The sequence below is a fragment of the Nonomuraea sp. NPDC050733 genome (assembly GCF_040654215.1).
GTDB lineage: Bacteria > Actinomycetota > Actinomycetes > Streptosporangiales > Streptosporangiaceae > Nonomuraea.
This window is the reverse complement of record NZ_JBFAHO010000005.1, coordinates 320,860-335,772: the sequence shown is the minus strand read 5'-3', so window position 1 is coordinate 335,772 and position 14,913 is coordinate 320,860. Positions and strand designations below refer to the sequence as shown.

Annotated in this window: 13 protein-coding genes; 5 read left to right on the top strand and 8 right to left on the bottom strand. The window is 71.9% G+C overall.

The window, feature by feature from the left end; genetic code table 11:
• Window positions 1–13: 13 nt before the first annotated feature.
• The 5 genes from AB0H64_RS13300 to AB0H64_RS13280 all read right to left on the bottom strand — a co-directional run bounded on the left by AB0H64_RS13300 (window position 14) and on the right by AB0H64_RS13280 (window position 4,287).
• Window positions 14–919, bottom strand: a complete 906-nt coding sequence (locus AB0H64_RS13300) for a biotin-dependent carboxyltransferase family protein (RefSeq protein ID WP_357623485.1) — start codon at window positions 917–919, stop codon at window positions 14–16.
• Window positions 916–1,635, bottom strand: a complete 720-nt coding sequence (locus tag AB0H64_RS13295) for an allophanate hydrolase subunit 1 (RefSeq protein ID WP_357623483.1) — start codon at window positions 1,633–1,635, stop codon at window positions 916–918. The genes AB0H64_RS13300 and AB0H64_RS13295 overlap by 4 nt, the downstream gene beginning before the upstream one ends.
• Complete coding sequence (locus AB0H64_RS13290; protein WP_357623481.1) at window positions 1,632–2,387, bottom strand: 5-oxoprolinase subunit PxpA; 756 nt, start codon at window positions 2,385–2,387, stop codon at window positions 1,632–1,634. The genes AB0H64_RS13295 and AB0H64_RS13290 overlap by 4 nt, the downstream gene beginning before the upstream one ends.
• 97 nt (window positions 2,388–2,484) lie before the next feature.
• Window positions 2,485–4,008, bottom strand: coding sequence for a hypothetical protein (locus AB0H64_RS13285; RefSeq protein ID WP_357623479.1), 1,524 nt, complete (start codon window positions 4,006–4,008; stop codon window positions 2,485–2,487).
• A gap of 123 nt (window positions 4,009–4,131) precedes the next feature.
• Window positions 4,132–4,287, bottom strand: a complete 156-nt coding sequence (locus AB0H64_RS13280) for a hypothetical protein (protein ID WP_357623477.1) — start codon at window positions 4,285–4,287, stop codon at window positions 4,132–4,134.
• Window positions 4,288–4,510: 223 nt separating this feature from the next.
• Here AB0H64_RS13280 and AB0H64_RS13275 point away from each other — a divergent pair, with 223 nt between their 5' ends.
• From AB0H64_RS13275 to AB0H64_RS13265, 3 genes are all read left to right on the top strand, one after another.
• The gene (locus tag AB0H64_RS13275) at window positions 4,511–5,092 is read left to right on the top strand and encodes an HhH-GPD-type base excision DNA repair protein (RefSeq protein WP_357623475.1); all 582 of its coding nucleotides are present in this window, start codon (window positions 4,511–4,513) and stop codon (window positions 5,090–5,092) included.
• A 194-nt stretch (window positions 5,093–5,286) separates the two neighbouring features.
• Window positions 5,287–7,380, top strand: coding sequence for a SpoIIE family protein phosphatase (locus AB0H64_RS13270; protein WP_357623473.1), 2,094 nt, complete (start codon window positions 5,287–5,289; stop codon window positions 7,378–7,380).
• 242 nt (window positions 7,381–7,622) lie between these two features.
• The gene (locus AB0H64_RS13265; RefSeq protein WP_357623472.1) at window positions 7,623–9,299 is read left to right on the top strand and encodes an RNA polymerase sigma factor; all 1,677 of its coding nucleotides are present in this window, start codon (window positions 7,623–7,625) and stop codon (window positions 9,297–9,299) included.
• A gap of 102 nt (window positions 9,300–9,401) precedes the next feature.
• On the opposite strand, the gene AB0H64_RS13260 is transcribed toward AB0H64_RS13265, so the two are convergent.
• Entirely contained in the window at window positions 9,402–10,145 is a 744-nt protein-coding gene (locus tag AB0H64_RS13260) for a peroxide stress protein YaaA (RefSeq protein WP_357623470.1), read from the bottom strand.
• A 771-nt stretch (window positions 10,146–10,916) separates the two neighbouring features.
• Between AB0H64_RS13260 and AB0H64_RS13255 the strand changes: the two genes are divergently transcribed.
• Complete coding sequence (locus tag AB0H64_RS13255; RefSeq protein ID WP_357623468.1) at window positions 10,917–11,528, top strand: GNAT family N-acetyltransferase; 612 nt, start codon at window positions 10,917–10,919, stop codon at window positions 11,526–11,528.
• Between the two features lie 296 nt (window positions 11,529–11,824).
• Here AB0H64_RS13255 and AB0H64_RS13250 read toward each other — a convergent pair whose 3' ends face one another.
• Window positions 11,825–12,055, bottom strand: coding sequence for a hypothetical protein (locus AB0H64_RS13250; protein WP_357623466.1), 231 nt, complete (start codon window positions 12,053–12,055; stop codon window positions 11,825–11,827).
• Window positions 12,056–12,322: 267 nt separating this feature from the next.
• Here AB0H64_RS13250 and AB0H64_RS13245 point away from each other — a divergent pair, with 267 nt between their 5' ends.
• Window positions 12,323–14,389 (top strand): DNA topoisomerase IV subunit B, encoded by a 2,067-nt coding sequence (locus AB0H64_RS13245; RefSeq protein ID WP_357623464.1) that lies wholly within the window; start codon window positions 12,323–12,325, stop codon window positions 14,387–14,389.
• A gap of 37 nt (window positions 14,390–14,426) precedes the next feature.
• On the opposite strand, the gene AB0H64_RS13240 is transcribed toward AB0H64_RS13245, so the two are convergent.
• Window positions 14,427–14,864, bottom strand: coding sequence for an SDR family NAD(P)-dependent oxidoreductase (locus tag AB0H64_RS13240; RefSeq protein WP_357623462.1), 438 nt, complete (start codon window positions 14,862–14,864; stop codon window positions 14,427–14,429).
• Window positions 14,865–14,913 lie beyond the last annotated feature (49 nt).

Genomic DNA, 14,913 nt, shown 5'->3' with positions numbered 1-14,913 from the left:
CGGCCCGGCCGGATCAGGTGACGCGATGGGTGGTGAAACGGACCTCGTCGCCCGGCCTGAGCTGGGCGGCCACCGCGAGGTCGGCCGTCACCACCACCGCGATCACCGGGTAGCCGCCCGTCGGCGGGTGGTCGGCGAGGAACACGATCGGCTGCCCGCTCGGCGGCACCTGGAGCGCGCCGGCGACCATGCCCTCGCTGGGCAGTTCCCCCTCCCGCGCGCGTGCCAGCTCCCGGCCGCTCAGCCGTACCCCGACGCGGTTGCTGTCCTGGCTGACCACGTACGGCCGCTCGCACAGCGCCTCCAGCGCGCCCGGGACGAACCAGTCGTCGCGCGGTCCCGGCAGCACCCGCAGCACGGCCGGCCGGGGCCCGCGCGCGGGCGCGACGTCGGCGACGATCGGCTCCAGGCCCGCCACGGCGCCCACGGGCAGCACCGCCCCGGCCCGCAGCGGCTCGGGCCCCAGGCCGGACAGCGAGTCGGTGGAGCGGCTGCCGAGCACCGGCTCGACCGCCACGCCGCCGCGTACCGCCAGGTAGCTCCGCAGGCCCCACGCGGGCGTCCCGAACCGCAGATCGGTCCCCGCCGGGACCCAGAACGGCGCCCCGGCGCCGGCGGCGGGCGCGCGCCACCCGCTCACGCGCCCCTCCGCGCCGGACGGCGCGGGGACGGGCACAGCCGTGAGCGGGCAGGGGGCGCCCGTGACGGCGACCCAGGCGCCCGCGTGGAAGGCCAGGCGCGCCCCGCCGTACGTCAGCTCGATCCCCGCCAGCGCCTCCGGGTTGCCCACCAGGCGGTTGGCCAGCCGCAGGGCGTCCGCGTCGGCGGCGCCGGAGCCGGGCACGCCGAGGTGGGCGAGGCCGGGCCGCCCGAGGTCCTGGACGGTCGCGTACGGCCCGGGCGCGAGAACCTCGATCATGCGCGTTCGAACCTGACCCGCGTCCCCGGCCGGAACGGCGAGGGCGGCTCGGCCGTGACGTCCCACACCCGCAGCGACGTGCGGCCGAGCAGCCGCCACCCGCCGGGCGAGGCGCTCGGGTAGACGGCGGAGTACGGGCCCGCGACCGCGACCGAGCCCGCGGGCACGGACGTGCGCGGCGTGCCGAGCCTCGGCAGGTGCAGGGCCGGGTCCAGGCCGGTGAGGTAGGCGAAGCCCGGCGCGAACCCGAGCCAGCCCACCACCAGGTCCCGCCCAGTGTGCCGGGCGACCACCTCCTCCGGGGAGAGCCCGGCCAGCTCCGCGACGGACGCCAGGTCCTCCCCGTCGTAGACGACCGGGATCCGCACGACATCCCGGGCGTGCTCCGCCACGACATCCCGGGCGTGCTTCGCCACGACATCCCCGGCGTGCTCCGCCACGACATCCCCGGCGTGCTCCGCCACGACACCCCCCGCGTCCTCCGCCGCGGCACCCCCGGCGTCCCCGGTGCCCGCCTCGCCCAGCAGCCGCTCCAGGACGGCGCGCAGCCGTCCCCGGTCCGCGCCGGGAGCCACCACGAGCACCGTCTCCGGGCCCGGCACGATCTCCACCACCCCGTCCGGCCGGTCGGCCCGCAGCAGGGCGTCCAGCCGGTGCGACACCTCCAGGGCCCCGGTCTCCACGAGCAGCCCGTGCTCCCCGGCCCCGCGGATCACGCGAACGCCTGCAGCACGACCCCGGCCTCCAGCAGCCCGTCGCGCACCGCCCGCGCCAGCCGTACCGCGTCGGGCGTGTCGCCGTGGACGCAGATCGAGCGGGCCGGCACCGGCACGGCGCTGCCGTCCACGGCCGTCACCGAGCCCTCCACGGCCATCCGCACGGCCCGCGCCGTCACCGCCTCCACGTCGTGGACGACGGCTCCCGGCTCCCGGCGCGGCACGAGCGCGCCCGCCGGCGTGTACGCCCGGTCGGCGAACGCCTCCGTGACCGTGGAGACGCCCGCGGCGGCCGCCACGGCGTGCACCGCCGACCCCGGCAGCGTGAGCAGCGGCAGCGACGGGTCGTAGTCGGCCACCGCGTCCACGACCGCGGTCGCCTGGACCTCGTCGCGGACGATCCGGTTGTACAGCGCGCCGTGCGGCTTGACGTACGAGACCCGCCCGCCCATCGCCCGCGCGACGCCGTCGACGGCGGCGAGCTGGTAGAGCACCTCGGCGCACAGCTCCTCCGGCTCGACGTCCATCTCCCTGCGACCGAAGTGCGCGAGGTCGCGGTAGGACACCTGGGCGCCGATCGAGACGCCGCGGTCGACGGCCGCCGCGCAGGTGCGCCTGATCGTCACCGGGTCACCGGCGTGGAAGCCGCAGGCCACGTTCGCGCTCGTGACGACGTCGAGCAGCGCGAGGTCGTCGCCGAGCCGCCAGATCCCGAAGCCTTCGCCCAGGTCGGCGTTGAGGTCGATCACCATGGACCCATCATCGCGCGTCATCGCCACCGCGGTGCGACGAACCGGGTCTGCGTCGCCGTGCCGACCTCGCCGCTCTGGTCGTACCGGGTGGAGCGGTCTAGAACTCGTCCGGGATGTCGGCGATGTCGTCCAGGGCGGCGGCCAGCTCGTCGGGGTCGCCGCCGATGCGCTCGGCGATCTCGATGAGCACGTGCAGCACGTCGTGGCGGTCGTGGCCCAGGTCGAGCAGTCGCTGCGCCGCCTCCCACAGCTGCGGCGGGTCGCCCTCCCACAGCCGGGTGGCGATCTCCTCGTGCCAGGCCAGGTGCTCCTCGTCCATCGCGCCGACGTGGTCGATCTCCAGCAGCGCCCGCCGGTCGGCCTCGTCGGCCGGGTTGAGCCGGTCGAGGTCCACCCCGTTGTGGAAGCCCTGCAGGAAGGGGAAGGCGAACGCCCGCCGCGCCAGCGCCGACAGGTCGCCGTCGGGCAGCAGCCGCTCCAGCAGCGGCCGGTCCAGCCCGAACGAGGTCGGGTCGCGGTACGCCTCGGGGAACTTGCCGATCGCCTCCCACACGGCGTCCAGCGTGGCCCGCAGCCCTTCCTCCGGCAGCCCGGAGCGGCGCGCCGCGAACCGCACCCAGGCCGCCAGCACGTGCGGCATGGCCTCCTGCTCGGCCGTGCTCAGCATGACCTTGCGCGGCAGCCAGTCGAGCAGGAACGTCTCGCACTTGGTCGGGCTGACCCGCAGCGGGCGGCTGAAGTCCTGCTCGCAGCCGTACTCGATGATGTGGTCGGCGCAGCGCGAGGCCGCCGACGGGTCCGAGAGGTGCTCGGCCGCGTCGGAGGCCAGGAACTCGGCGGCCAGCATGGCCCGCCGCTCCCGGCTGTAGGGCGCCTCGATGTGCAGCGGCGCCGGACGCTTGCGGCCCGGCGGCAGCGCCTTCAGGCGGGCACGGGCGAAGGCGTGGTAGGCGCTGTAGCTGTCGCTGACGGGCGGCGGCGTCTTCGGCTCGCTCGTGGCCTTCATCGCCGACTCCAGCAGCGCCCTGGCCTGCTGCGGCTCGATCTCGCCGAACACCAGCATCGGGTTGCCCGCCGCCTCGGCGCGGGCCTCCTCCAGCAGCTTGTCGACCTGGGAGGAGACCCAGGCGTCGCGCGCCATGCCCGACATGTTGTGGTCGACCACCATGACCAGCGCGTGCCGGTCCTGGCCCCCCGCGGGCGTCGCCGGCGCGTCGCCGCGCTCCGGGCCGCCCTCGCCCCACCGGTAGGCGAACGTGCAGATCACCGTGTCCTGGTCGCCGTACGCGTCACGGGAGACGTAGCAGCCGGTGGGCTTGACCGCGCCCACCCGGTCGGCCCAGCCGGGACGCGCCACGCCCGACTCCATCATCGCCAGCGCCGCGCCCTCGGCCTTGGCGCCCTGGCGGGCCGTGCCCAGGTAGGCCAGGCAGATCAGCAGCGTGAGGGACGCCGGGGTGCCCGCCTTGGCGGCGTAGTCGACCAGCCCCTCACCGAGCACCTGCTCGACGTCGCCGCCCCTGACCCGCCGTCCCCACCAGGCGCCGATCATGTCGGAGACCATCAGCTCCGCGTCGAGCGGGCTGCGCACGGCCAGCAGCTCGCGAGCCGCCTGCACCATCTCCTTGAAGACATCGTCTGGGGGGGTGCTCTCCCGGGGATCTCGTCGGTGTCGGCGCACGCCCTCACTCTCTCGCATTCCAGGCGGAAACGGTGCGTAGAACGCGGCCCGGTGACCCCGATGTTATCGGGGACTCCGCGGCGGCGGGGCGGAGTTGACGATCGCGAGCAGGTGCTCGCGCGCGACGCGCTCCACGATCTCCGGGGTCGCCGCGATGCCGAGGTGGTGGGCGCACGCGCACACGTCGGCCACGCAGCGGTCGATGGTGTCCGTGGGCACGGTCAGGAATTCCTCGGCAAGCCGGTGACTGACCGGTTCCCTGAGGAAGCGTGTGGCCAGAGCGAGCATAGGTGTGAGATTCCTCTGGATGCCCAGGGGCAAACCCCCAGGAATGGACTCAGGGCGACTTGCGCTCCCATTCCATCTTTTCTCGGGCCAGTGTCAAGCCTCCACTACGGTTGTGTTCGCATCCCCGCAAGCGCTTTCATGCGAAGCTGTTCCCATGCGCATCCAGCTCGCCCAGCGGACGGAGGCCGACGACCTGCTCGGCCGCAGTCCGCTCGCCCTCCTCATCGGCATGCTGCTCGACCAGCAGATCCCGATGGAATGGGCGTTCACGGGCCCCTACACCATCGCCCAGCGGCTCGGGCACGACCTCACGGCCGAGGAGATCGCCTCCTACGACCCCGAGGCGTTCGCGGCCCTGCTGGCGGAGAAGCCGGCGGTCCACCGCTACCCCTCCTCGATGGCGGCGCGTGTCCAGAGCCTGGCGGCCTACCTCGCCGAGCAGTACGGTGGCGACCCCGAGAGGATCTGGGCCGAGGCGGCTGACGGCAAAGAGCTGCTGAAGCGATTGCAGGCTCTTCCCGGTTACGGCAAGCAGAAAGCCCAGATATTTTTGGCACTGCTCGGCAAGCAACTGGGGGTCCGGCCGCCCGGCTGGCGGGAGGCGGCGGGACCGTACGGCGAGGAGGGATCGTTCCGGTCGGTGGCGGATGTGGTCGACGCCGACACGCTGGGCCGCGTGCGGGCCGCCAAGCAAGAGGCCAAACAGGAGGCCAAGGGGTCGGCGCGGGCCAAGTAGCCTGATCTTGCTGCGTAACGTGGAGCGATTTTGACAGGATGCGTTGACCGTATGGCCTGCGGGGCTTCCGTCCGCGCATGCCCATCGCCGATGATGTACAGCAGGATCCGGTCGCCCGGAGCTGCGCTACGCCGATACACAGTTATGGAGATGTGCCGCGTGGGAGACCCTGGCACGCGACGGAGGTGCCGACCATGAGCGCCGAGACCTCCGTTCCCCGTCCCCGGGAGTCGGATGTGGACATCTCAGACTCCGCCCTCTTCGGGGGCCTGCTGTCGGAGGCGCAGTACGCCTTCGCGTTCTTCGACCCCGACGGCCGGGTCCAGCGGGTCAACGACCTGTTCACCGACGTCGTCGGCGTGCCCGCCGAGCGGCTCGTCGGCCGTGTGCCGGTCGAGGCCCTGGCCGCCGACCTCAGCCAGCTCATCACCCACGCGGTGCAGGGCGTCATCGAGAGCGACGCGCCGGTGACCGAGAGCCGGGTGCGGGTCCGCACCCCCGAGGGTGAGAACCGCCACTGGTCGCTGTCGTTCTCGCCGGTCCACGACGAGGCGGGGGAGCTGCGCGCCGTCGCCCTGGTCGGGCTCGACGTGACCGAGAGCCGCCAGACCGAGGAGGACCTTCGCCGCAGCGAGGAGCGTTACCGGTCACTGGTCGAGGCCCAGTCGCAGCTCGTCTGGATCACCTCGCCCACCGGCACGGTCGTCGAGGACGCGCCGCAGTGGCGCGCCATCACCGGCCAGGGCCTGGAGGAGTACCTCGCGCACGGCTGGCTGGAGGTCGTCCACCCCGAGGAGCGCCGGCAGACCGAGGAGGCCTGGAAGGAGGCGCTGCGCGGCCGCACCATGTTCGAGTGGAACTACCGCGTGCGCACCCGGGCCAGCGGCTACCGCCACTTCGAGGTCCGCGCCGTGCCCATCATCCGGCACGGCCGCGTGGTCGAGTGGGTCGGCGCCAACACCGACGTCACTCCGCAGCGTGAGGCCGAGGAGATGCGCGGCCGCCTGACCGACCAGCTCGGCGCCGCCGCGCTGCGCACCGCCCGGCTCCAGGGCGCCACGGCCATACTGGCCGAGGCGCTCACCGTGGAGCAGGTCGTGCAGGTCATCATCGACGTGGGCCGCACCGCGCTGGCCGCCGACCGATCGGCCGTCGCGCTGCTCGACCCCGACCGGGCCGCGCTCAAGCTGATCAACGGCGAGGGCGTCCCCGAGGCCGCCGGCGCCCCCGGCGAGGAGATCCCGCTCTCCCATACCAGCGTGCTCACCATGGCCGTCAACAGCCGGCGGCCGGTGTTCGCCGAGTCGCCCGACAGCCTGCGCTCGCAGCTCCTGGAGGCCGGCGGCGACGAGCAGGTGCTCGCCAACTACTTCACCAACAGTGACGAGCGGGCCTGGGTGGGCCTGCCGCTGCTGGCGGCCGGCCGGGCCCTCGGCGCGCTGCGCTTCTCGTTCACCAGGCCGCAGAAGATCTCCCAGGAGGACGGCGTCTTCCTGGAGGCGCTGGCCGGGCAGTGCGCGCTCGCCGTCGAGCGGGCGACGCTGTTCGAGCGGGAGCACAAGACCGCCGAGACGCTCCAGCGCAGTCTCCTGCCCGACCGCCTGCCGGTGGTCAAGGGGCTGGAGCTGGCCCAGCGCTTCCGCTCCGGCAGCCGTCACGTACAGGTCGGCGGCGACTGGTACGACGCGTTCGTGCTGCAGGACGGCCGGGTCGCGGCCGTCGTCGGCGACGTCATGGGCAAGGGCGTCAAGGCCGCCGCCGGCATGGGCCGCATCCGCAACGCCATGCGCGCCCTGGCGCTGACCAACCCGCCGCCCGCGGCCGTGCTGACCGGTCTCGACCGCGTCTTCGACGCCACCGAGGAGGAGGAGCAGGTCACGACGCTCGCGTACATGGTGGTCGAGCCCGTCACCGGCGAGGGCACGCTGGCGCTCGCCGGTCACCCGCCACCCGTCCTGGTCTCGCCCCAGGGCACGGCGATGCTCTGCGACGCCACGCCCGGCACGCCGCTCGGCTGGCCGACGAGCCGCCGGCAGTACCGGTTCGTGGTGCCGCCCGGTCACACCGCGGTGCTGTACTCCGACGGCCTGGTGGAGAACCGGAAGCGGGGGCTGGACGCCGGTCTCGCAGAGATTTGCAGTGTTGTGACCGAAGCGCCGCCTGAGGTCGTCAGTAGTCCGCACATGTTGCTGGATTTCCTGGTTGACCGGATGTTGTCGGGATATGAACAGGATGATGACGTTACCGCCCTGGCCATCCACGTGCCGCCCGCCACGAAGAGTGACTGAATGAAACAGTCATAAGGGTTGCTTTCGGGTATCAGTGGCGCGCTTACGTACGCACTACTGCCTTGGTCGGCCTAGGGTGGAGGTCAACCGCCGGGAGGTGGCCGTATGGAGTGCGAGGTCGTGCCACAATGCTGGGCAGGTCCGTCGCGGTCCGCACGGCCTCACCGATCTCCGAGAGAGGCAACAGCCCCCCAGCGGGCATCTGGGTCCATTGTCGCCACGCGTTCGTTCGAGAGGTGTTCGTGTCGCCTGCAAGTTCGACTCGCTCGAAGCCACAAGAGCTGAACGAGCCCGTCATTCAGCGACTGCTCGAGCGTGGGCGCTCGCAGGGTTTCCTCGAGTCTGAGGATGTTCGCCAGGCCTTCGAGGAGGCGGACATCCCCATGTCACACGCCGCCGCGTTCTTGCGGAACCTCAGCAAAGAGGGCGTGACCGTGGTGGTGACCGCCGCGGATTCGGCTGCGCCGAAGAAGTCTCGGGGACCAGCAAAGCGCCGCACCGCCGCCCCCGTCAAGACCAAGACCGCGGCGGCCGCCAAAGAGCAGCCTGAGACCGTGACCGCGGTCGTGGGGGCGGCCGAGTCCGTCGAGTCCGCCGCCGCGCCCAAGAAGCCGGTCACCGCCAAGCCCGCGGCCCCGCCCAAGCCGGGTCCCACCAAGAAGGCCGCCCCCGCGGCGGCCAAGAAGGCGGCGCCGGCCGCCAAGAAGGTCGCGGCCGACAGCGCCGGGCCTGCCACCACCAAGCCGACCTCTCCGGAGGGCGTCGACGACGACGAGGACATCGAGCTCGACGGCGACGTGGAGCTCGAGGACCTCGAGGACATCGTGGTCGAGGACGACGAGATCGTCGCCGAGGCCGAGCCGGAGACCGACGAGGACACCGACGAGGAGCCCAAGGCCGCCGACGTGGCCGCCGTGGCCGCGACGGAGAAGACCGAGGACGAGGTCCTCATCCTCTCCGACGACGACGATGACGCCCCGGTCGCGCAGGTCGCGGCCGCCGGCGCCACCGCCGACCCGGTCAAGGACTACCTCAAGCAGATCGGCAAGGTCCCCCTGCTCAACGCCGAGCAGGAGGTCGAGCTGGCCAAGCGCATCGAGGCCGGCCTGTTCGCCGAGGAGCAGCTCGGCAGCGGCGAGGCCGACGGCCTGCCGGTCGACGTCCGCGCCGAGCTGGAGTGGATCGCCGAGGACGGCCGCCGGGCCAAGAACCACCTGCTGGAGGCCAACCTCCGTCTGGTGGTCTCGCTGGCCAAGCGCTACACCGGCCGCGGCATGCTGTTCCTGGACCTGATCCAGGAGGGCAACCTCGGTCTGATCCGCGCGGTGGAGAAGTTCGACTACACCAAGGGCTACAAGTTCTCCACCTACGCCACGTGGTGGATCCGGCAGGCGATCACCCGGGCCATGGCCGACCAGGCGCGGACCATCCGCATCCCGGTCCACATGGTCGAAGTGATCAACAAGCTGGCCCGTGTCCAGCGGCAGATGCTGCAGGACCTCGGCCGCGAGCCCACGCCGGAGGAGCTGGCCCGCGAGCTGGACATGACCCCCGAGAAGGTGGTCGAGGTCCAGAAGTACGGCCGTGAGCCCATCTCCCTCCACACGCCGCTGGGCGAGGAGGGCGACAGCGAGTTCGGCGACCTCATCGAGGACTCCGAGGCCATCGTCCCGGCCGACGCCGTCAGCTTCACGCTGCTGCAGGAGCAGCTGCACTCCGTTCTCGACACGCTGTCGGAGCGCGAGGCGGGCGTCGTGTCCATGCGGTTCGGTCTCACCGACGGTCAGCCGAAGACCCTCGACGAGATCGGCAAGGTCTACGGGGTGACGCGCGAGCGCATCCGGCAGATCGAGTCGAAGACCATGTCCAAGCTCCGCCACCCGTCCCGGTCCCAGGTGCTGCGCGACTACCTGGACTGACCGGCCGTACCAGCCGTGAGGAGCCCCGCACTGTTTCCGGTGCGGGGCTCCTCGGCGTTCGGGCCCTGCAGGGGTTCGGGGCCCTTCAGGGGTTCGGGCGCTTCACGGCAGATGCACGTCGAGCGTCCAGGGGCGGGTGGAACGGGCCGGCTCCGTCAGGTCGACGGTGTGCCCGAGGGAGCGGAGGAGCTCGGCCAGCTCGCCGGGCGTCTCCGGGTCGGCGCCCGAGACGAGCAGGGCGCGGGCGATCTCCCCACGGGTGGCCTTGGCCATGTGGCTGACGACCTTGCCGCTCCGGAACACGCGTACCGCCACCGACCGGTTTCCCGGCTGCCAGGCGCCCGCGTACGTGGCCGAGCGCAGGTCCACGACCAGTCCTCCTCCGGGGAGGGGATCGAGCTGGCGGGCCACCAGGGGCCGCCAGAAGGCCGCCAGGCCGCCCAGGGGAGGCAGGTTGACGCCCATCGACAGCCGGTAGGGCGGCACCCGGTCGGTGATCCGCAGCACGCCCCACAGGCCCGAGAAGATCAGCACCGCCTCCTCGGCCCGCTTCCTCGCCTCGTCGTCGAGGGTGGCCAGGCCCAGGTTGTCGTACAGGACGCCGGTGTAGAGGTCGGCGGCGGGCAGCGTGGGGGCGGTCCTGATCGCCAGGTTCCTGGCCGTCTCGCCCGCCAGGCCCGGGGTCAGGCCCAGCACGTCGAGGGCGTCACGGCGCTTGGAGACGCGCAGCAGCGCGGTGAGCACCCGCTTGCGCGGCTTGTCGAGGGCGGGGAAGGACAGCTCACCGACGGGCGGGCCACTGCCCTCGGACGCCTTGCTCTCGGACGGCGGCAACAGGATCAGCACGATGCCACACCCTATAAGCCCAGGCCAGCGGTCGCTTCCGCGGGCGCCGCGACTCGTTGCATCCTGTTGGGGGTTCGTCTTGTACGGCAGGCACGGGATGGCCCACCCGCCGTATGGGGCTGAGGATCTGAGGTCCATCTTGTACGGCAGGCACGGGATGGCCCACCCGCCGTACGGGGCTGAGGACCTCCAGGGAGACGCCCGCTGACCCGCACGGGGCGAGCCGCCGTCACGCCGCACCTGAGCCATCTCCTTCGGCGACTTCGTCCACCTCCCGAGTGACCGTCTTTCGAGCCCCCGGGCCTCCCGACCTCCCCCCTTCCGGACCGCCTCGGCTTTCGAGCCTCCCGGGCCTCCCGGGACCTTCCCACTTTCCGAGTCTTCCGGGCCTTCTCGCCTGCTGCGAGCCATCCGAGCCTCCCCAGGCCTCCTGGGCCTCCCGAGTGTCCGGACCTCCTGGGCCGTCCAACCATGCGACGTTCGACCGTGTGGTCCTCGCGGGCCGTCCAGGTTTCTCGCGCTGTCCGGCCGTCTTGCGCCGCCGGGCCGTCTCACACTGTGTGGTCCTCGCAGGCCGGCCGGCTTCTCGCACGGCCCGCCTTCTGTGTCGTCCGGGTTTCCTGGGCGTCCTGGCTCGCCGGGCCTCTGCGTCGTTCGGGGTGGTGGGGTGGATAACCTGCGCTGATGGATTTCGACAGACTTGTCCACGAAGCCTGGCCTGCGTTCGAGCGGCAGCCGTATGGCGGGTGGATTCTTCGCTACGCCGACGGAGTGACGAAGCGGGCGAACTCGGTGCTACCCCTCGGCCGGCCCGCCGACCTGGGAGCCGCGATCGGAGCCGCCGAGGAGTTCTACACGGCACGAGGGACGCGCACCGCCTTCTCGGTCGGGCCCGGCGCGGTGCCCGAGCTCGACGCCGAGCTGGACCGCAGGGGCTACGAGGTGGTGGACCCGACCGTGGTCATGGCGCGCTCCGGCGACACGCCCGAACCCACACACCGGGTGCGGATCGAGGAGCACCCCTGGCGGGCATGGGTGGACACGTGGTGGGCCGTGGACGGCCGGTACGCCGACGGCCGGGAGGCGGCTGAGCGGATCTGCGCGGGCGTGCCGGCGTGGTACGCGGCGGTCGAGGAGGACGGCGTGCCGCTCGCCGTGGGCCGCGCCGTGCCGCAGGGTGACACGCTCGGGATCTTCTGCATGGCCACGCTGCCGGAGGCCCGCCGCCGCGGGCTGGGCCGCAGCGTGCTCCGTGCCCTGCTGCTGAGTGGCGGGTCGCGGTCGGCGTACCTGGTGGTGACCCGCCGCAACGAGACCGCCCAGGCCCTCTACGCGAGCGAGGGCTTCACTCTCCGACAGGGTTACCACTACCGCGTCCGCTGACCCGAACGCCCCGCCTCCCCACACTTGCCCGTACTGCCGGTGCGCGCCCGTACTGTCAGCGCTTGTGCCGTGCGTGCCCGTACTGACGGTGCTTGTCCGTGCTGGCGGTGCGCCAGTACGGGCGGTGCGCCCGTACTGACGGTGTGCGCCCGGACTGCCCGTGCTCAAACCGTACTGATTGTGCTTGCCCCGACCGCCCACCCCCCGGGGAACGCGAAACGGCGGCCCCGGGCATGCCGGAGTCGCCGTTTCGCGCTTGTGCGTTATGTGGTTATCTCGTCACGACGAGGCGCCGGTCAGCGCTCGTCGTTGTGGGCAATTGCAGGGGTTTCGCTGAGCCGTGCCGACTCGTCCAGGATGTCGGCGCCCTTTTCGCGCAGCGCCGCAATGTGCTGACGCCCGTGGTGGGCGCAGAACAGCAGCTCCCCACCCACAGGCAGGGTCGCGCGAATGTAGGCCTGGGCACCGCAACGGTCGCAGCGGTCGAGGGCCGTCAGCGGCTTAACGGGGGCGAGAGCTCCAGTCACGTATCGCCTTTCGGGTCACCCCCGCCGAAGCGAGGATCTGGCGTCAGTCACTTGGAACAACATCTAACCGGACGTGGACGTTCCCAACCGCCGCCTCGCTACGCCCAGAGCGGAATGTGTCCGAAAGTAATGACGATCAGGCCGTTGGTAACGGCAAACGTGACCGCATGGCAAGCTTGGACGCGCGCACGTGCGCAAGTACGCCTACGCAGGAGAAGGACGGTAGGCTGCGCACAGGTGTTCGATGACCAACCCGGAGGAGCTGGAGTGACCCTAGTGGAGGCCGGTTACACGGCTCGTCACCTCTCGGTGCTTGAGGGGCTGGAAGCGGTCCGCAAGCGTCCGGGCATGTACATCGGGTCCACCGACAGCCGCGGGCTCATGCATTGCCTCTGGGAGATCGTGGACAACGGCGTCGACGAGGCGCTGGGGGGTCACTGCACCCGCATCGAGGTCGAGCTGCACGCCGACGGCTCCATCGAGGTGCGCGACGACGGCCGCGGCATCCCCGTCGACATCGAGCCCAAGAGCGGCCTGGCCGGCGTGGAGCTCGTCTACACCAAGCTCCACGCGGGCGGCAAGTTCGGCGGCGGCTCCTACGCCGCCTCCGGCGGCCTGCACGGCGTCGGCGCCTCCGTGGTCAACGCGCTGTCGTCCCGCCTCGACGTCCAGGTCGACCGCGACGGGCGCGTCCACGAGATCAGCTTCCGCCGGGGCGTGCCGGGCGTGTTCGACGGCGACGGGCCGACGGCCAAGTTCCGCAAGAAGTCCGGGCTGCGCGACGGCGGCAAGCTGGCCCGCGCCGTCACCGGCACCCGCGTCCGCTTCTGGGCCGACAAGCAGATCTTCCTGCCCGACGCCGAGGTGTCGCTCGACGAGATCCACGTCCGGCTCCGCCAGACCGCCTTCCTGGTGCCCGGCCTCACGCTCGTGGTCATCGACAGCCGTCACGAGGAGCGGGTGGAGGAGGAGTTCCGCTTCGACGGCGGCATCTCCGAGTTCACCGAGTTCCTGGCCCGCGACGAGGCCGTGTGCGACGTGCTGCGCCTGCAGGGCGTCGGCCACTTCCACGAGACGGTGCCGGTCCTCGACGACCAGGGCCACATGACGCCCACCGAGGTGGAGCGGGAGCTGACCGTCGACGTGGCCGTGCGCTGGGGCCGCGGCTACGAGTCGACCGTCCGCTCGTTCGTCAACGTGATCGCCACCCCCAAGGGCGGCACCCACATCACCGGCTTCGAGCGCGGCCTGGTGCGCACGATCAACGAGCAGCTGCGCGAGACCCGCCTGCTGAAGAACGGCGACGACCCGGTCACCAAGGAGGACATCCTCGAGGGCCTCACCGCGGTCGTCACCGTCCGTGTGCCGGAGCCGCAGTTCGAGGGCCAGACCAAGGAGGTCCTCGGCACCTCCGCCGCCACCCGCATCGTCTCCCATGTGGTCTCGCGCGAGCTGAAGGAGCTGTTCGCCAACCCGCCGCGCGGCTTCAAGCAGCCGCTGCGGGCCGCGCTGGAGAAGATCGTCGCCGCCGCCAAGGCGCGCATCGCCGCCCGCGAGCACCGCGACAACCAGCGCCGCAAGAGCGCCCTGGAGAACTCCGCGCTGCCCGCCAAGCTCGTGGACTGCCGCAGCGACGACGTCGACCGCAGCGAGCTGTTCATCGTCGAGGGGGACTCGGCGCTGGGCACGGCCAAGCTGGCCCGCGACTCGGAGTTCCAGGCGCTGCTGCCGATCCGTGGCAAGATCCTCAACGTCCAGAAGGCGTCGATGAGCGACATGCTCAAGAACGCCGAGTGCGCCGCCATCATCCAGGTCGTCGGCGCCGGCTCCGGCCGCTCCTTCGACATCGAGGCGGCCCGCTACGGCAAGGTCATCCTCATGGCCGACGCCGACGTCGACGGCGCCCACATCCGGTGCCTGTTGTTAACGCTGTTCCACCGCTACATGCGGCCCATGGTCGAAGCCGGCCGCGTGTTCGCCGCCGTCCCGCCCCTGCACCGGATCGAGCTCACCAACCCCGGCAAGGGCAAGGAGAAGTACATCTACTGCTACTCCGACGCCGAGCTGCACAAGGTGCTGCGCGACCTGGAGCGGCGCGGCAAGCGCTGGAAGGACCCGGTGCAGCGCTACAAGGGCCTCGGCGAGATGGACGCCGACCAGCTGGCCGAGACCACCATGGACCCACGCCACCGCATCCTGCGCCGCGTCCGCATCGAGGACGCGGAGGGGGCCGAGGGCATCTTCAGCCTTCTCATGGGCAGTGACGTGGCGCCGCGCCGCGAGTTCATCGTCAGCAGCGCGGCGGAGGTGGACCGCGACCACATCGACGCCTGACCGCTCCCGGCCGTCCATGAGGACGGCCTGACTGCTCTCAGTCGTCCACGAGGACGGCCGGAGCCGTCCGGGCCACCGCGCGGACCGAGGCCGCCGTTCCGACGAGGTTGGCGTTGATCATCGCCTCCCACTCGCGCAGAGGTACGTCCTCGAAGCGGATGCCGGGATCGGGCGGGCCGTCGCCGCCCCAGCGCACGGCGTTGGCCACGAGGACGTCGATGCCGCCCCAGCGCTCCGCGACGGCCGCGACGGCCCGGTCGATGGTCGGAAGGTCTTCGAGGTCGAGCCGGACGACGTACGCCTGCCCGCCGGAGGCCTCGGCGTCCGCGGCCACCTTGCCGGCGCTGTCCGGGTTGTTGCGACAGGTGATCGCCACCCGGGCGCCTTCTCGCCCGTAGGCGCGGGCGATGGCGGCTCCGATCCCGGTCGACGCGCCGGTGACCAGGACCACGCGGCCGTTGAGATCTGTGTTCATGGTGGGGCTGTCCTCTTGTCGGACTGGCTGGGGGTCAGGTCGCGGACGG

Bases quoted from the DNA above. Each gene is read 5' to 3' on its own strand.
- AB0H64_RS13270 (WP_357623473.1), top strand. From the start codon at position 5,287: ATGAGCGCCGAGACCTCCGTTCCCCGTCCCCGGGAGTCGGATGTGGAC.
- AB0H64_RS13240 (WP_357623462.1), bottom strand. From the start codon at position 14,864: ATGAACACAGATCTCAACGGCCGCGTGGTCCTGGTCACCGGCGCGTCG.
- AB0H64_RS13285 (WP_357623479.1), bottom strand. From the start codon at position 4,008: ATGGTGCAGGCGGCTCGCGAGCTGCTGGCCGTGCGCAGCCCGCTCGAC.
- AB0H64_RS13300 (WP_357623485.1), bottom strand. From the start codon at position 919: ATGATCGAGGTTCTCGCGCCCGGGCCGTACGCGACCGTCCAGGACCTC.
- AB0H64_RS13275 (WP_357623475.1), top strand. From the start codon at position 4,511: ATGCGCATCCAGCTCGCCCAGCGGACGGAGGCCGACGACCTGCTCGGC.
- AB0H64_RS13290 (WP_357623481.1), bottom strand. From the start codon at position 2,387: ATGGTGATCGACCTCAACGCCGACCTGGGCGAAGGCTTCGGGATCTGG.